Annotated in this window: 15 protein-coding genes; 13 read left to right on the top strand and 2 right to left on the bottom strand. The window is 48.7% G+C overall.

Annotation, left to right across the window (positions count from 1 at the left end; all coding sequences use genetic code 11):
• Positions 1-130: 130 nt before the first annotated feature.
• Complete coding sequence (locus AC4IE8_RS08360; protein ID WP_490790796.1) at positions 131-2,629, top strand: heavy metal translocating P-type ATPase; 2,499 nt, start codon at positions 131-133, stop codon at positions 2,627-2,629.
• 23 nt (positions 2,630-2,652) lie between these two features.
• Positions 2,653-2,862, top strand: coding sequence for a cbb3-type cytochrome oxidase assembly protein CcoS (ccoS, locus tag AC4IE8_RS08355; protein ID WP_068988134.1), 210 nt, complete (start codon positions 2,653-2,655; stop codon positions 2,860-2,862).
• A 17-nt stretch (positions 2,863-2,879) separates the two neighbouring features.
• On the opposite strand, the gene AC4IE8_RS08350 is transcribed toward ccoS, so the two are convergent.
• The gene (locus tag AC4IE8_RS08350; RefSeq protein WP_068988135.1) at positions 2,880-3,575 is read right to left on the bottom strand and encodes a hypothetical protein; all 696 of its coding nucleotides are present in this window, start codon (positions 3,573-3,575) and stop codon (positions 2,880-2,882) included.
• A gap of 286 nt (positions 3,576-3,861) precedes the next feature.
• Between AC4IE8_RS08350 and AC4IE8_RS08345 the strand changes: the two genes are divergently transcribed.
• Entirely contained in the window at positions 3,862-4,041 is a 180-nt protein-coding gene (locus tag AC4IE8_RS08345; protein ID WP_490790795.1) for a hypothetical protein, read from the top strand.
• 152 nt (positions 4,042-4,193) lie between these two features.
• Positions 4,194-4,748, top strand: coding sequence for a hypothetical protein (locus AC4IE8_RS08340; RefSeq protein WP_068988136.1), 555 nt, complete (start codon positions 4,194-4,196; stop codon positions 4,746-4,748).
• Between the two features lie 55 nt (positions 4,749-4,803).
• Here the strand turns inward: AC4IE8_RS08340 and AC4IE8_RS08335 are convergent, their stop codons facing one another.
• A complete protein-coding gene (locus AC4IE8_RS08335; RefSeq protein ID WP_068988137.1) occupies positions 4,804-5,181 on the bottom strand; it encodes an Mth938-like domain-containing protein in 378 nt (125 codons plus the stop codon).
• 249 nt (positions 5,182-5,430) lie between these two features.
• Here AC4IE8_RS08335 and alaC point away from each other — a divergent pair, with 249 nt between their 5' ends.
• From alaC to AC4IE8_RS08290, 9 genes are all read left to right on the top strand, one after another.
• Positions 5,431-6,621 carry an alanine transaminase gene (alaC, locus tag AC4IE8_RS08330; RefSeq protein WP_068988138.1) on the top strand — a complete coding sequence of 397 codons (1,191 nt, stop codon included), beginning with the start codon at positions 5,431-5,433 and terminating at the stop codon, positions 6,619-6,621.
• A 25-nt stretch (positions 6,622-6,646) separates the two neighbouring features.
• Complete coding sequence (locus AC4IE8_RS08325) at positions 6,647-7,960, top strand: homoserine dehydrogenase (RefSeq protein WP_068988139.1); 1,314 nt, start codon at positions 6,647-6,649, stop codon at positions 7,958-7,960.
• Between the two features lie 97 nt (positions 7,961-8,057).
• Positions 8,058-9,200 carry a threonine synthase gene (gene thrC / locus AC4IE8_RS08320; RefSeq protein ID WP_490790794.1) on the top strand — a complete coding sequence of 381 codons (1,143 nt, stop codon included), beginning with the start codon at positions 8,058-8,060 and terminating at the stop codon, positions 9,198-9,200.
• A 39-nt stretch (positions 9,201-9,239) separates the two neighbouring features.
• Positions 9,240-10,271: a hypothetical protein gene (locus AC4IE8_RS08315; RefSeq protein ID WP_490790793.1), complete on the top strand. Its 1,032-nt coding sequence runs from the start codon at positions 9,240-9,242 to the stop codon at positions 10,269-10,271.
• A 413-nt stretch (positions 10,272-10,684) separates the two neighbouring features.
• Complete coding sequence (locus tag AC4IE8_RS08310) at positions 10,685-10,942, top strand: archaeosortase/exosortase family protein (protein WP_490790792.1); 258 nt, start codon at positions 10,685-10,687, stop codon at positions 10,940-10,942.
• Between the two features lie 206 nt (positions 10,943-11,148).
• Positions 11,149-11,292: a hypothetical protein gene (locus tag AC4IE8_RS08305; RefSeq protein ID WP_490790791.1), complete on the top strand. Its 144-nt coding sequence runs from the start codon at positions 11,149-11,151 to the stop codon at positions 11,290-11,292.
• A gap of 731 nt (positions 11,293-12,023) precedes the next feature.
• Positions 12,024-12,887: an XrtA system polysaccharide deacetylase gene (locus tag AC4IE8_RS08300; RefSeq protein WP_490790790.1), complete on the top strand. Its 864-nt coding sequence runs from the start codon at positions 12,024-12,026 to the stop codon at positions 12,885-12,887.
• 1,242 nt (positions 12,888-14,129) lie between these two features.
• Complete coding sequence (gene phnD, locus AC4IE8_RS08295; protein ID WP_490790789.1) at positions 14,130-15,032, top strand: phosphate/phosphite/phosphonate ABC transporter substrate-binding protein; 903 nt, start codon at positions 14,130-14,132, stop codon at positions 15,030-15,032.
• Between the two features lie 113 nt (positions 15,033-15,145).
• Complete coding sequence (locus AC4IE8_RS08290; protein WP_490790788.1) at positions 15,146-17,617, top strand: EAL domain-containing protein; 2,472 nt, start codon at positions 15,146-15,148, stop codon at positions 17,615-17,617.
• Positions 17,618-17,794 lie beyond the last annotated feature (177 nt).

Raw genomic sequence — 17,794 nt, 5'->3', positions numbered from 1 at the left:
TTCTTATCGAGTTAAATTGAGTGATATCGAGCTGATTCAGGATAAAGCCGTGCCAAAGGTTTCTGTCAATACAGAGAGCTTAATGCCGGTTTGACCGGACAAAGATCATCATCTCTTCGCAGGAGAGTCCGTGTCACATGTAGAGGCCTCTGAAGGCTGCTTCCACTGCCAACTTCCCATTCCCAAGGAAGATGAAGTTATCGGTCAGATCGAGGGTGATGAGCAGCGTTTCTGCTGTCTCGGCTGTAAAGCGGTCTGCGAAGCGATCTACGATGCCGGGCTGGAAGGCTTTTACCAACGTACCCCTGATGGCACCAATCTGGCGCCTCCACCGGATATACCGACCGAACTGGCGTTGTATGATCTGGATGATGTGCAAGCTGAATTTGTCGGCGAACTGGGTGAAGAGCGGGATATTCATCTGCTGATTGAAGGGATACATTGTGCGGCCTGCGTCTGGCTGATCGAAAATACCCTGAATCACGTACCCGGTATTATCTCCGCTCAGGTCAATCTCTCAGGCAAGCGACTTCATGTCAGGTGGCACAACAGTGCGATCTCCCTCTCGCAGATCATTCAGCGCCTCGGGCAGATCGGTTATGCGGCTGTTCCCTACGATCCCGAAGCGGCTGAAGGGGCGATAAAAAAGCAGAATCGCCATCTGCTCTATCGAATGGCCTTCGCCGCCTTCGGTATGATGAACCTGATGTGGATCTCCATCGCCCTCTATGCCGGGGCGAGTGAAGGGGAGTTTCGAAGCCTTTTTCATTGGATCGGCTTCGCTTTGGCGACACCGGTGCTGATCTATTCGGGGTATCCGTTTTATAAAGGTGCCTGGTCCGGTCTGCGTAGTATGCATCTGGGTATGGATCTACCGATTGCCATCGGCGCCACCATTACCTACCTCTACTCTCTCTATATCACTCTGAGTGGCAGTACCGTGGGGGAGGTCTATTACGATACGGTGGTGAATTTTCTGTTTGTCATTCTGGTGGGTCGCTACCTGGAAGCGATGTCGAAGCGCCAGGCTGTGGCGGCCACCCAGCGCCTTCTCGATCTGCAACCGAGGGTGGCCACCCGTCTATCCCTGGATGGTGTCGAAGAGGTTGTGCCGATTCGTGCCATCGCAGTGGGTGAGCTGGTATTGGTCAAACCGGGTGAGCGGGTGCCGGTGGATGGTATTGTGAAGATGGGCGAGAGCTCGATTGACGAAGCGATGCTTACTGGTGAGTCCCAAGCCATCGATAAACAGTCTGGTGATCCGGTTTCTGCCGGAACCATCAACGGCACGGGAGCTCTCCAGGTGGAGGTTTCCGGCCTGCTGAAGAATACCGCGCTTGGGCGGATTATCAGTCTGGTTGAGGAGGCGCAGGGTTCTAAGGCGCCGATTCAGTGTCTGGCCGATCAAATCGTCCCCTGGTTCGTCGCTGTGACGTTGGCGTTGGCGACCCTGACCTTTCTCTACTGGGTCAACAGCGATTTTGAAATTGCCCTGCTGGCGGCAACCTCCGTGTTGATCATTACCTGTCCCTGCGCTTTTGGCCTGGCAACCCCCATGTCAATTGCCGTGGCCTCGGGGCTCGGTGCCAAATACGGCATTCTGGTTAAGAATGGTGAGGTACTTGAAACGCTCTCCACCATTAACCATGTGGTGTTCGATAAAACCGGTACACTGACAGAGGGAGGGCTCTCTGTCGTCGGCATTTATACCGATCGTGAGCAGTGGCAGGAGAGTGATGAGCGAGTCTCGGATTCGCTGGTGGAGTTAATGGCGCTGCTGGCTGCTGTTGAGCGACAATCAGAGCATCCTACGGCTGAGTCGGTTGTGAATTGGGATGAGACATTCAATCACCTGCAGACGCGATATCGATGCAGCGATTTCAAGGCCCTTCCCGGGCTTGGTGTGACCGGGCTGGTCGAGGATCAGCAGCTGACGATCGGCAATCTCACCCTGCTGGAGCGGCAGCGGTGCCAGATGTCCGATAGGCTGGAACAGCACGCCCGTCAGCTCGATGAACAAGGCATCGGCTGGTTCCGGGTGGCGATCAATGACGAAGAAACGGCACTGGTTGCTGTCGAAGACCGTATCAGGCCGGATGCCAAAGCGCTGATTGGTTCACTGAAAGCAGAGGGCATCGCTGTGACGCTGCTCAGTGGTGATCGCCGGCATGCTGCGGAAGCGATTGCTGAGCGTCTCGGTGGCATGGAGGTGATTGCTGAGGTGCTTCCCGAGGAAAAAGATCAAGTAATCAGTCAGTTGCAGTCAGATGGGCATCGTGTGGCGATGGTCGGTGATGGGGTTAACGATGCCCCGGCACTGGTCCGGGCTGATGTCGGTATTGCCATGGGCTCAGGTACGGATGTCTCCATAGCCAGTGCCGATATCGTGTTGATGAGCAGTGAACTGGAGCGGGTGCGTCTGGCCATCGGCTTATCCCGCAGGGCGTTGCTCACGATACGTCAAAATATCGGTATCTCAATAACCTACAATATCATTATGGTGCCACTGGCGATGGCCGCTGTGGTAACCCCACTGGTAGCCGCCATCTCTATGCCGTTGAGTTCGCTGGCGGTTATCGGTAACTCAGCCCGTATCCGTACCCTGTTCAAAGGTGTTAAAGTAAACTAATCATAGTTGATGGAGTACATCTAATGGATGTCATTTATGGCCTGATTCCAGGCATGATCTTTTTGGGGCTGGCTGCCGTGGGGGTGTTGTTCTGGGCTGCCCGTAGCGGCCAATTTGATGACCTGGAGGGTGAGGCCCATCGAATCCTGATGGATGACGATATCGCACCCGCGAAAAAGCCCAAAAAAGGTTTGCCAAAACAGATGATGCCGGATGCAGAGGATCAGGATTAGACCTGCTTTCCAGCGATTCAGCTGTTCTTCATTTTTTCTTCATATTGCGCATTACTGCTTTTGATCTGCTCCACCAGCCCTTGGATACGTTCCAGGGGCATATACTGAATAAGCTCCTTTCCTTCAGGATTGAGTCCGATGGTCATGCCCCTGTCCGGATAGATCCAATGGGTCACACCGGTTTCCGTTTCGACAATTTTGTCTGCCGGTTCACCAAACCGGCTGTTGATCAGCTTCTCGTCCAGATTGGCAGCAGGGATGTAGTTGATCAATTCGATGGGCAGTTGTTCGGCGATCTGTAAATCATCACTGCCGAGAACGATTTTGTGGGTCGTGTCCGAGGTGCGACTGATCCGGGAGCCCCGCTCAACCAGTTGATTCAATAGTGACTCATCCGCTTTCAAAGCGAGGATGAAGTCAGCCCTCAGTCCACTGAGAAAAACCCGTTCGAAATAGGCCTCAAGTGCCGGATGTCCATCGGCGCCGATGAACAGATTGACCTTGCCCTGGTTTTGGAATATCTCCCTCGCCTCCGGCAACTGGCTTTTGTTGAGGGTCAGGTCAAATACTTGTATTTCATTATTGGCAGTTATCTGGATGTCCCAGGGCAGCTTTGGGTCACTGTCAACCTTGCGCCCACCCGGCAGTAGAACGGCGAGGGCGACTGCCACCACCGAGAGGGAGATAACCCAAAAGATAATCTTCTTTTCCATTTAGTCTTTAACCTGCTGTCGTTACTTCTTTCGCTTCATCGATGATTGGACGGTTTTAGGCTCTGCGGACCCTTGGGTGTGCAACCAGTCTACAGACTTTGTCGTCAAGCCTGTTCTCTGGCATTATTGCCGACCGGTACTGCATAAATCTGTCGGGCAAAACCGGTGTAGTTCTGCATCTTACCTGCTTTATGTCCGTTTCACAGAGTCTAATCATGAAACTGATGAAATGTCCCGATCAGTGCTCGAGTCGTCTTGCCTGAATTTGGCCGGAATAGGGCCAAGCATGGGCTATACCTACTCCGGCAACCGAATCATCAGGGGAGGATTCTACAATGGGAAGTGGATTGTGGTTTATAACAATTCTCAAGGAGCAGCCATGGATCGGTTTAGTAATCGGCATCCTATTGTTTTTATTGCTGTTTTGGGCGAAAAAATGGTTGGTGGCCAAACTCATGGGAAGTGAAGGTGAGAGCTGATTGGCTTATACCGCCTACAGGTTTAAACTTAAACCCCAGTTTTTATTGGCATTAATCGCTGTATCGCCCGATGGAGAGTTGAATTTCATCAAGCAAAGATGCCACCTCAAAGGTAACAGACCAGGTATAAAGAAACTCGATGAAATTTGAGATCCAAGAAGAATTGGTAAAAAAAGCCAAGATACCTCATGATGTTTTTCTGACCAATCTGATTGGTAATCACATTTTATGGTTTGTCGCTGCACTGGGTCTGGTGCGCTCCTTTTGGCAGCCACTGGCGCTGGTGCCTGTTGTCTCTTTTGTGCTGCTTTTCTATACCCTCTGGCGAGCGAAGAAGTCGAAAGATCGCGATGAGTGGTATGTCTATGCCCATTGGCAGATTGCCGCCGAGCGAAGCCGGCTGTTTATCTATATGCTGGTAGCTGTGCTGACTGTGTTTTTTCTGGGTTGGCTGGGATACACCTATATGGGTATGCAGAAAGTTGCTGTCATGGCGATGATCGGTGGTATCGGCATTCTGCCGATCATGGTAACGGTACTGATCCTGATTCTGATGGAGTCCGATGCCTTGCATCAGGCAGCTCAGGGTAAACTCGGCAAGCGGATGGTGGAAAAGTATCCTTTTCCGGATCATGTTGTGATCCTGGAGGATGACAGGGAAGAAGACGCTGAGACTGATACCCCCGCCAATTGAAGAAGCTGTCTGAACTATTTGGTCGCCAGCTTAAGAGTACCGCCAGCTGGTTGATCTACTCCCCGATCATCATCAGAGCCGCTGCCACTCTTCGCCCTTCCGACATCAGAATGTTATAGGTCCGGCAGGCAGCATCGGTGGCCATCACTTCCAAACCAATCTGATGCTCCAACAGCGGGCGGATCAGTTGGTGGTCGGGAAAATGTTGTTTTGAGCCGGTGCCCAGCACAATGATCTCCGGGGTCAGGGAGGCCAGATGGGCAAAATCCTCCTGCTTGAGCTCCTGGAATCGGGCGGGACGCCATTCAGGGATGATCCGGTCCGGCATGATGACCAGGCTCTCCCGGTATATCTTGCCACTGATGGTTATCTCGAATGCCCCGTAATTCTGGATGGCGTGACCGCTGTTGCTGTCGTCAAGTATGAATTTCATACTCCGACCTTACCGCAAACAGTGTTTGCAAAAAAGTGACCTTTGTTACCGCTATGGGACAACCGCCACTCAAGGCATGAATTCCGGGGTAAACGTGTGACTTCAAAGGATGCTTGTGTACCGGAACAGAAAAAATTGCATCGATCACACCAGATAAGTGTTTCCTGAATTGATCTTTTATTATGGGTCAGTTAACTTTGTACCTTTTCACCTAACAGAAAAGTCGAGGTATCCGTGTCCACGCAAGAGATGGAAGAGTTCCGCAGAATCAAGCGGTTGCCACCCTATGTGTTCGCTATTGTGAATGAACTCAAGGCGGCGGCGCGAGCGCGGGGCGAGGACATCATCGATTTTGGTATGGGGAATCCGGATCAACCCACGCCACAACATATCGTGGATAAGCTTTGCGAGGTTGCAAACCGTAAAGATACTCACCGTTACTCCATGTCGAAAGGCATACCCCGGCTACGTCGGGCGATGAGTAACTGGTACAAAAGTCGCTACCAGGTCGATCTCGATCCCGAGACTCAGGTGATCGCCACCATCGGTTCCAAAGAGGGCCTGGCTCATCTGGCGCTGGCCTGCATGGGACCGGGGGATTCGGTACTGGTCCCCAATCCGGCCTATCCCATACATCCTTACGGTTTCATCATATCCGGCGCCGATGTGCGTCATGTACCAATGGTGCCCGGTGTCGATTTCTTCGATGAACTGGTCAGAGCGATCAAGGACTCCTGGCCAAGACCGAAAATGCTGGTGTTGAATTTTCCCGGTAATCCGACCACCCAATGTGTCGAGCTGGACTTCTTCGAGAAGATCGTAGAGATCGCCAAGGAGTACAATATCTGGGTGGTGCATGATCTGGCCTATGCGGATATCGTCTTCGATGGCTATGTGGCGCCCTCGATTCTGCAGGTACCTGGGGCCGATGAAATCGCGGTGGAGTTCTTCTCCCTGTCGAAAAGCTACAACATGCCGGGTTGGCGGGTCGGTTTCATGTCAGGAAACAAGACTCTTGTGGCGGCGCTGGCACGCATCAAGTCCTATCTGGACTATGGAACCTTTACACCGATTCAGGTTGCTGCCATTGCGGCGCTGGAAGGTCCCCAGGATGTGGTACGGGAGATCTGCAGTATGTATCAGAGCCGTCGGGATGTGTTGTGCGACGGTCTGAACAATATCGGCTGGCATGTAGAAAAACCGAAAGCAACCATGTTTGTCTGGGCGCCGATTCCTGAGCCCTATCGTGCCATGGGTTCCCTTGAATTTTCCAAGAAGCTGTTGAGCGAAGCCAAGGTTGCTGTGTCACCGGGTGTCGGATTCGGTGAGCATGGTGATGATCATGTCCGGTTTGGTTTGATTGAAAATGAACACAGAACCCGCCAGGCGGTGCGGGGTATTCGCGATATGTTCCGTAAAGACGGACTGATCGAATCTTGAGCAATCTACTGTAGGAGTAATTACTGTGAATCCAGTTAAAGTTGGTTTGTTGGGCCTTGGCACGGTTGGAGGCGGTACGCTGAATGTCCTGACCCGCAATGCCGATGAGATTGCCCGTCGTGCTGGTCGCGGTATCCAGATAACCCATGCAGCGGCCAAGGCTTATGATCCCAGCAAATTGTCCGGTCTGGATCAGGTTGAGATCAGTGATGATGCCTTTGCGGTGGTGGACAATCCTGAAATTGAAATCATCATTGAACTGATTGGCGGCTATTCACCCGCACGCGAATTGGTATTGAAAGCGATTGAAAACGGTAAACATGTGGTTACCGCGAATAAGGCGTTGATCGCCATGCATGGCAATGAAATATTCGCAGCGGCACAGAAGCATGGGGTGATGGTGGCCTTTGAAGCCGCTGTGGCTGGTGGTATTCCGATTATCAAAGCGGTTCGTGAAGGGTTGGCGGCGAATCGTATCGAATGGATCGCCGGTATTATCAACGGCACAGGAAACTTCATTCTTACCGAAATGCGCGATAAGGGGCGAGAGTTTTCCGACGTGCTCAAAGAGGCGCAGGCATTAGGCTATGCGGAAGCGGACCCCACCTTCGATGTGGAAGGCATCGATGCCGCTCACAAACTGACGATTCTGGGCTCAATCGCTTTCGGCATTCCTTTGCAGTTTGAAAAAACCTATACCGAAGGCATTACCAAAATCGAACCCCAGGATGTGGAGTATGCCAACGACTTTGGTTACCGCATCAAACATCTTGGGGTTACCCGTAAGACCGAGAAGGGTATCGAGATGAGAGTCCATCCCACCATGATTCCCCACCGGCGTTTGATTGCCAATGTGGATGGGGTGATGAATGCGGTATTGGTCAATGGAGATGCTGTTGGGCCAACACTCTATTACGGCGCTGGAGCGGGATCCGAACCGACTGCATCTGCGGTGCTGGCCGATGTGGTGGATGTGGTGCGGGCACTGACTACCGACTCAGAGAACCGGGTCCCCCACCTGGCATTTCAACCAGGAGAGCTGGTCGATCTTCCGATCCTGCCGATCGAAGAGGTCGAAACAGCCTACTACCTGAGAATGCAGGTTGAGGATAAACCGGGCGTGGTCGCCAGAATTGCAACCATCCTGGCGGATTCCCAGATCAGTATTGAAGCGATTCATCAGAAAGAGCCTGCAGAAGGTGACAGTACCGTACCCCTGGTGATGATCACCCAGACCGTCGTGGAGAAGCGCCTGAATGATGCCCTGGCTGCCATTGAACAGCTGGGTAGCGTCTCAGGACAGATCATGCGGATCAGGATTGAGCGACTCGATGGCTAGTTGTCGATCGATTCAGCAGTAAGTTTCTGACAGGGGGGGCTGCGAAAATATCAGGCCCCATGAGATAAAGAAAAAGATTTTTTGAGGTTTAAATATCATGTCATTCCGTCCCCGATATACTGGATTGATCGACCGCTACCGTGACCGACTGCCTGTGCACGATGATACCCGGATCATCAGTCTGGGAGAGGGTAATACGCCACTGATACGCCTGCACAATATTCCCTCACAACTGGGCAAGGATGTGGACATCTACGTAAAGTATGAAGGTCTGAATCCAACCGGTTCATTCAAGGACCGGGGTATGACCATGGCGGTCACCAAAGCGGTGGAAGAGGGCAGTAAAGCGATTATCTGTGCCTCCACCGGCAACACCTCCGCGGCCGCGGCAGCCTACGCGGCACGAGCCGGAATTACCGCCTTCGTGCTGATCCCCGATGGCAAGATTGCGATGGGAAAGCTGGCTCAGGCGATGATGTACGGCGCCATAACCATCCAGATCAAGGGCAACTTTGATGATGGTATGCAACTGGTCAAGGATGTGGCTAATCATGCTCCGGTAACGATTGTTAATTCGATCAATCCCTATCGTCTGCAGGGGCAGAAGACCGCAGCCTTCGAGATTGTCGAGGAGTTGGGGCATGCGCCCGATTTTCACTGTCTGCCGGTAGGCAATGCAGGCAACATCACCGCTCACTGGATAGGCTACTGTGAGTACAGTTGCACCAGTGGAGAGAAAGTCACGGATGCCTGTGCCTACTGTGGTGGTCAGTGTAAATTTGCCGGTGGCGCAATTACCGGTAAACGACCAAAAATGGTCGGCTATCAGGCCTCGGGTTCCGCCCCATTCATGCGTGGTGGACCGGTAAAAGATCCTGAGACCGTAGCTACGGCGATTCGCATCGGCAATCCTCAGTCCTGGAATCAGGCCTGGAAAGTCCAGCAGGAGTCTGGTGGCTGGTTTGACGAGTGCAGCGATGAGGAGATTCTGGCGGCACAAAAGCTGTTGGCAGAAAATGAAGGGGTATTTTGCGAGCCCGCTTCGGCCACATCACTGGCTGGTGCTATGCGCGATATCAAATCCGGCAAGATCCCTGAAGGCTCGAGTATTGTCTGTACCCTGACCGGGAATGGCCTGAAAGATCCGGATACCGCGATACAGCAGTCAACCTCACCGGTAATGACCATTGATGCCGAGCTGGAAGCGGTAAAACACTCGATTCTGGACAACATGGTTTGATGACCGAGTAATCCTCCTTGTTGAGCGGATGCCGTGAATATGGGGAGACAGATCGATCTGTTACTGCCGGGCCTTCATTGGGATACGGCGCTAAAACAGCTTAATGATCAGGACTATCAGCCAAAAAACCTGGAGCGGGTGCTCAGTAAGGCAAAGTTAGTCGCTGTGCCCGGCGTAGATTTGACGACAACGCTGTTCAGTCTGTTTGGGGTTGCTGTGGTTGCCGATCGTGATCTCCCTTCCGGCGCCGTCACAGCATTTACACCGGATCGTCGAACAGGCGGGGATTGTTGGGCTTTGGCAACCCCTGTCCATCTGCTGGCAGATCGTGACAGGCTGATTTTGATCAGATTGGCTCCCCAATCCATCGAGAGTGATTATGCCCAACGGCTGATCAGACGATTCAATTCCCATTTCGAATCAGACGGGCTTTCACTCGTAGAGGTGGCTCAGGGGCAGTGGTGTATGAAGCTGAGCGCTCTGCCGGAGATGACAACCTCGGATATCGAGTCGGTTGCAGGACGGCATATTGAAAATTTCATGCCGGCAGGTCCTGATGGCGCTTATTGGCGGGGGCTTCTGAATGAAATACAGATGCTGTTCTATCAGGAGGAGATGAGTCAACAAAGGATGTCTCAGGGAGACGCCTGTGTGAATGGGCTTTGGCTATCCGGATTTGGTGTTTGCCCTGAAATAATTAACAGGTATTCCGCCTTGTTCGGTTCACACCCACTGCTCTCCGGGCTGGCCAGATTGAGCAATTTGCCGGTCAGTGATCTACCCGACGAGTTTGCAGAGGCAACCGCGGAAGAGGGCAATATTGCGATCCTTTTCACTGACCTCTACGAGGCTGAACTCAATGCCGATACCGGCGATTGGGCAAGGGCCTTGAGTGAGACTGAGCAAAAGCTGCGCGGCTTACTGGAAATTGTTGATTTAGAGAAGGATCAGCTCAGTATCTATACTTGCAAGGGAACTCGATTTGAGGTGCGGAATAGGAACTTGATACTGGACCTCTTTAAAGGCAAGAAATCACTATTTCAAATACTCGGACCGGTGAATAGGCCCTAGGGAGAGGTGAGTGCTGATCGGGCGTGGTGTTTTTGAAAGCCTATGAAGATTGAAAATAGCAATGTGCACTCAACCCGATTAGATTATTAACAGTGAGTTGTAATCAGTGGTTGTTGTGGACAGCTGACGGAAACACCAAAACGCAGCAACGAATGACTTAAAATGAGTTATCTCCTGGTCAGCTGTTTAGCAGAGTGGTTTTGCTTACTTGTGGACTGATCTCGACCTTAGTCTATGGGCGAACTTCACTCGGCTTTTAGCGTCTATGGGTTGCTGAAAACAGCCTGTGATCCCATGGGTTGATGTTATTACCCCTATCGTACTCTCCGCTTGCCCGTGGGTGGCACAAGCGCCGGCATGAATTGCGGAAAAGCTTTGGGCCGATATTGCTACTGTAGCTTGTCATCCATTTGGTGGTTTGGCTGTTGTCTGATAACGCTCAGATCCAGTTTGAATCCCAGGTGATGCTGATCATGATACTGAGTGCCAGTGCGGTAGCCCTGTTTGGCATCAAGCGTACAGCAAGAATGGTTTTGCCTATCCTGGTATTGATCAGTGCACCCTCAGTTTGGTCTGTAGATACTCAGCCATTACAAGTGCCAATGACAGTATTTGTTACTGAATGTTGCACTTTACTGGGCATGCCTGGTTTCAAGAATCCTCTTTTATGACGATTCCGGAAGGAGTGTTTGAAGTGGGGGTGCCTGCAGTGGCCTGAGTATCGGATCCCCGCAGTAACCCTTACAATGGGTTACTCACTCCTCTCCCACTATTCGCTCCAAGATGCAGTTTTTATCTGTAGCTGGCGTCAGGCGTCACTATTAACTCAAATAGTATTCAACTCGATATTGTTGTGCTTTCAGGTAACTACACAGATATGACAGCCAGTCTGCTGAATGATCAGTACTGGCTTGGTTGGGTCGTGTTTGTACTCTGCACGGCCGCTTTTATGTACGCCGCTTTGAGTTGTGAGAAGAGGCTCAAGGCAGAACAGAATCGGCTTGTGGTCGAGCCAGGTTAGGTTTCTGTAATAAAGTTTTACTACAATAAACTAAGCTTTATTGCAAGTGCGTTATTGGTATCCGCCAGTGCCGGTCTGATATATAGTGTGATTCCTATGAATCGAGATGGAATGCGTGGAAACCCTGATTTTGACTTCAGCTTCAGTTGAATAGAACTCACAGTGGTGGTGGCAGGTGAAAGCTGGAATCCAGCCCGGGTCAATGCGGAGTTTGAAAAATGCGCGGCATACCAGGGTGCCGGTATCAATGCAGCGTTAATACCACCTATCGGTTATGCGGAAGCTAGGGCCTATTGGATTAGTGTTAACAGGCCCTAGGAAAGAAGCGGTCAACGATCATGATCAGGCTTATAATAGAGATGGCTGGATCAGCAGTGGACGTGTTAATCGGGTGATCAATCTTTCAGCTGGAGTATAATCTCGGTATTGGAAGAGAAGATCGTTGATAGTAAGAGAAATGTGCGCATTATATGGTAATGGTAGTACATAGGAGGTGGGGTCTCATCGAGCAAACTGTACGGTATTCTTGATACACTGAATTGCCGTCATGGTGCAGCTGGGATAGTGAGCTCTACAGATAAAACAGGTGATGGTGACTTGAAACGTAGAAGGATGAGGAAATTCACTAATTTGGTAGCTGATAAAATAGAGAAACACTATTCAGCACAGAAAAACTGAGATCTCATCTTTTCGCGTAATTGCAACTAATTATCTAGAACAAACAGAACATCATGACTTCGCAAAACAGACAAATTAATGCCATTACCGTTGATGTTGAGGACTACTATCAGGTTTCGGCATTTAACAAGCAGATAACAAGAGCTGACTGGGATGGCTATGAGTCACGTGTCTATGACAATACACACAGGATTCTTAAGATATTTGATGATAATAATATTAAAGGCACATTCTTCATATTGGGCTGGGTGGCTGAACGCAACAAAAAGCTGATTAACGAGATTTCTGAACTTGGACACGAAGTGGCCTGCCATGGTTATAGCCATGATTTGGTTTATAACCAAACGCCTGAAACTTTCCTTGAGGAGACCAAGCAATCCAAGGCAATTATTGAAGATATCGTTGGCAAACCGATTAAAGGCTATCGTGCCGCCAGTTACTCGATTACGGAAAAATCCCTTTGGGCCCTGGATATTCTCACGGAATGTGGTTTTTCCTATGACTCAAGCATATTTCCCATCATGCACGATCGGTATGGTATCCCGGGCGCAAAGACCATGCCTCATCGGTTAAAAACAGAAAAAGGTAATGAGATTATCGAGTTTCCTCTCTCGACTGTGGGAGTTGCCAAGCGGCGCTTGCCGGTTAGTGGGGGAGGGTATTTCAGATTGTTTCCCTATTGGTTGTCGAAGGCAGGATTAAATCGTGTCAACCGGAATGATCAAGTGCCATTTATTTTCTACATGCATCCCTGGGAAATTGACGAAGGACAGCCAAAGATAAAATCGAGTAGACTCTCTGAGTTCAGGCACTATAACAATATTGATAAATTTGAAGCCAGATTGTTGAAACTGATAAGGGATTTTGAGTTTTCGACTGTTTCAGATGTACTGCAGCGTTTAGATTTTGATGTATGATCGAAAATGATAGGCCGAAATAACTAATACTTGTATTGTTCGCTCGAAGAATAGTAAGGCGTATTGGTTGCCAAAATCTGTTGCGGGTTGTAAGGGGAAAATATGAGGCCGCTATCAATTCAGCTCAGAAATCAGTTCATATCCTGATGCTCTCTCCCCACGTTCACCACCGTTCCATAACGGATAGGAGTGGACTTTCAATTTGTATAGCGATCGTAATAACCATCCCTAGTTCATCTGGTAAGCTAAATCGTTTCTGAGCTGCTGAATCTCATGGCCGAGTTATCAGCGATTTTTTATCAGTTGGTCTACTCAATAGGATCTGCCACAGTTCCATCATACAGCGACTGAGGGAAGACAGGTTTCGTTAATAAGGCTGCCGATAGGGTACAGAAATCAACGCCTGCAGTGGTGATTGCGTTCCTGTGCCCAAACGGATTAGCTTTTCGTTAATCATGGTGCAATGCACTAAGATTGGCGAAGAAGCACTAAGCTCGAGACAGTTATAAGAATGTCGTCAAAGCTAATAGATCGAGCTCGTACGATCAGTATTCAATGTACACCCACCAAGATCGTTAGGCAGGTGATGCGTATCTTTGCAGTCATTGTATGAATAAGAGCCTATCTGGAATGAGGCTTCGCTCCAGAGGGCGCAATTTTAGGCCGTATCCGATCGAATTCTCCTCTCATCAATTCAGTTCTGAGATAGGTGATGAGTGGGTTAACGAGGCTAAAGGATTACCCGCCAACGATGATAACGACAATTTAACGGTGCTAATTGATAGGCAGAAGATTCCTGTATTATTATAAGTAAATATTATGAATTATTTAATAATTATAATTAAATTATTATAATCTATTGTGGGCAACGACTCAGAAGCGCTCGATGCTGCTTTGAATGTAAAAATGCTTGTTTTAAAAATGGTTTAACCTAGTCTTAACTTATGTGATGAACGGGATGATAGGGATTGTAACCGGCTGCCAATAGTGCGGAAGGGGGATTCAGATCAATTGGGGTTCTGTTTGTCTAATGTGAAAATAAGTAACATCTGAACTCTATTACAAAAAACTGAGCTGGATCGAGGGATGAAGTATCGATATACAGGGTGCGCCAACTGTTATCATCCACTAAAAAATTCTTTAAGGGCACACAGAGATCGCCTTACATTGAGCTATCATCTTGAGTAGTGGATGGATTGGCGTTTTGAAAATGATGGATGCGTGGGGGATTTGTAGAAATCGATGTTGTTGCTGAAGCAAATTGGGTGTTTCAAACAGGATGGCATCAAAGTGCCTGATTCTCGACGAATCCTTTCAGGGTTGGTTGTATGGTTATTTGTCTCTACGATCGCGTATGCTTCTGAAAGTCTGGTAATGGGGGTGCATCCATACCGCCCACACAATGAACTGAAAGAGATGTTTCAGCCGTTGGCGAATTACCTGAGTTTGGAGTTGGGTCAGAAGATCGAGGTTAGAATCGGGGATTCCTACCAGTCTCATCATGACGCGATTCTCGCCGGCGATGTTGATTTTGCCTATATCGGGCCTTCGTTGTTTGTTAGTTTGACGCGCTCGACTAACGATATTCCGGTATTGGCACGATTGGAGGTAAATGGTAAACCGACATTTACCGGGAAAATTATCGTCAGTAATGATAGTGAGATTAATGACCTTGAAGATCTCAAGCAACGACAATTTGCCTTTGGTAGCAGATCTTCAACCATGAGCCATTTGGTACCTAGACAGATGCTCTATGAGGCTGGTATTGATTTAGATGATTTAGCCGGCTATCGCCACTACAGTAACCATAATAATGTCGCTTTGGCGGTGCTTGCTGGTGATGCCGATGCAGGTGCAGTGAAAGAAGCGGTTTATGAAAAGTATAAGAGGCATGGAATCGTAGCCATTGAGACAACTGATGCAATCTCTGAGCATCTTTTTATCGGTGCTCTGAACACAGGCAGCCTGTTACTCAATGAGTTGAAATCAGCACTGTTAAAACTCGACCACAAAAACAGTCGAACTGCGTCGGTTCTGAAACCTATTAAGCAGACAGCAACTGCACTGGTGAAAACCAATCATCAGGACTACGACGGTTTGAGGGGAATTCTAAATACTCTAGAGCAGAGAGGTGTCCAGTGGTAGAGCACGTAAATCGCAAGCCATTTCTACTGCTTGTCAGTATCTCTACGCTGTTCTTCATGATTCTGTTATTCGGTACGATATGGGTGTTCGTCAAGCATCAGCACGAGCATCACATGGAGGTAACCAAAGCACTTGCCAGAGGGCAGATGGAAGTCATCTCTTTTATTACCCAGGAAGAGTTGCAAAAAGGGAACTACGACTCTATCGCACTATTATTCAAGCAGTGGGCGAGTCAGTATGTTGAAGTGGATGAGGTGGAATTGATCTCAAAAAATGGATTTATGATTGCCGGTTATGGCCCGCTGAATCCGGCTGATAGAAGATTTGTAACGGATAAGGAAATTACCTATTCCTATCGGGGTAAAGCCAAGTTAATGATGGCTTACAGCCTGGAGGGAGCTTACCAGTTGACCAGTGATCTTATTTTTCAAATGATCCTGGCAGGTTTGAGTATCACTTTCGTCTTTTCACTGCTTTTCTATCTCTTTGCTTCGCGTAGACAGGAAGCGGGTCTTCTTTCCGCTATGGTTGAAGAGCTGAGAGATGCAGAATCACCTAATAAACGACTGGCTGCATATCCTAAGGCTAATCCTAATCCAATCGCTGCGTTTGATCTGGATGGTAAGGAAATATTTTGCAATCCGGCATTCAAACGATTGATCGGTCTATTGCATGCGAAAGATAGTAGCATCTTATTACCGGATGACCATGCTGAGATTCTCAGGAGAGTCGGGAGTGGAGAGAATCAACTCTATGCAGAAGTGGATACTGGTTACAAACACCTACTTCTGCACTACCAATGGATTGGTCTCGTGGAAGAGGTCTATGTCTATATACAGGATGTAACTGCGTTGAGGCTTGCTGAGCAGGCTTTGATCAATGAGCGAAATCAGGCGCGTACAACCTTGTCATCGATTGCAGATGCTGTTGTGACAACAGATGCAAATGGTCGTGTTGTCTATTTGAATGATTCTGCTTTGAGAATACTAGATCAGGATGCCGATTCGGTGATTGGGAAACACCTTGAAGCAGTATTTGTCCTGTTGGATGAAGAGCGGGATACTCAAATCGATAACCTGCTCGTGCAGTGTCAGTTGAATAAGACAGGGGCAGTCGTGAGTCAGTTGGCTCGTTTGGCATTGGTTGATGGCAACAACCTGCATGTGAATGTTACCGCAAATCGGATTCTCAGTAATGATAAGGAGATGTCAGGTGTAGTTGTTGTTATCAGAGATGTGACAAGAGAAAGGCGGTTGCAGGAGGAGCTGTACCGACAGGCCAGCCATGACAATCTTACTGAGCTGCTGAATCGTAGCGCTTTTGAGTCGCATCTGGAACAATCTCTGGAATCGGCGAGAAAACGAGGCCATCAACATATCCTCTGCTTTATGGATTTGGATCAATTCAAGGTAGTAAATGATACTTGTGGCCATGTGGCCGGAGATGAGTTGTTAAGACAGATTGCAGCAATCATGCGGCGTCATTTTCGTGGAAGCGATGTACTTGCGCGAGTGGGTGGGGATGAATTTGGTGCGATTTTAACTGATTGTCCTCTTTCCATGGCTCAGGATCGGGTAAATGGATTACGCAAAGAGATTCAGGAGCATACCTTTACCTGGCAGGAGCATAACTTCCGCATCAGTATCAGTATTGGGATTGTAGAGATAGATCAATACAGCGAGAGTATTGGAATGCTGATGAGCTCAGTGGATGCGGCCTGTTACTCTGCCAAGGATTCTGGCAGAAATTGTATCACTGTCTATCAAAGAGACAGCAGTTCCACTAAGCAGCTGTTGGGGCAAATGCAGTGGGTTTCACAAATAAACAATGCGCTAAGTCAGGATCGATTGGTTCTCTATGCGCAGCCTATTGCAGACTTACAGAGCGATGAGTTGGTAATCAAGGGCATTGAGATATTGGTCAGGATGAGATCTCAGGAAGGAGAGCTTATTCCACCGGGGGCTTTTCTACCATCCGCAGAACGGTATGACTTAATAGATCGTATCGACTACTTTGTGGTTGAGAAAGTTATGCAGCTTCTGACCCAATCTGGCTCCGATTACCCTGACTGTTTCATCAATATCTCAGGAATGACATTAAGTCGGAATGAGCTTTCAAACAAACTCAAATTGTTGCTGGAGAAGTACGCGATAAACCCACAAAAGTTGGTTTTCGAGGTAACAGAGACAGCAGCGATACAAAATTTAACCAGCGCACTGAATACTATCAACGAGTTGAAAGAGCTTGGTTGCCGCTTTGCATTGGATGATTTTGGCTCTGGTCTCTCATCGTTTGGTTATCTCAAGAATCTGCCAATCGATTTTGTTAAAATCGATGGAATGTTCGTAAAAGAGATAAATAAGAATCCTGTGGATAAGGGCATGGTGGAAGCGATTAAGACAGTTGCCGATACTATGGGGTTGGTTACCATAGCTGAGTTTGTCGAGGATAGTTTGATACAGGAGGAGCTTAAAAGGATTGGTATCTTTTTCGGTCAAGGTTACAGTATTGCTCGTCCGAAGCCGATCGAGGATTATTTAAAAAATAGGAAAGGACACAATAATATCATTTGGTTATCGACGTAAGATGCAGCATAATTATTTTATAGATTTATATTAAGATTATCTGTGTGGTATAGTCAGAGGAAATGTTGTATTAATTAATGATTCTCAGTATTTATCATGACTGATGCCACAGTAACCGAGAACAAAATGACTTCATGGCGGAGGTGGATAATATGAGTAGATGATAACTATAAAAGT

Source organism: Candidatus Thiodiazotropha sp. AKAK2, assembly GCF_058244685.1.
Note: the sequence above shows the minus strand (reverse complement) of the source record. Positions and strands in the feature narration are given on the sequence as shown.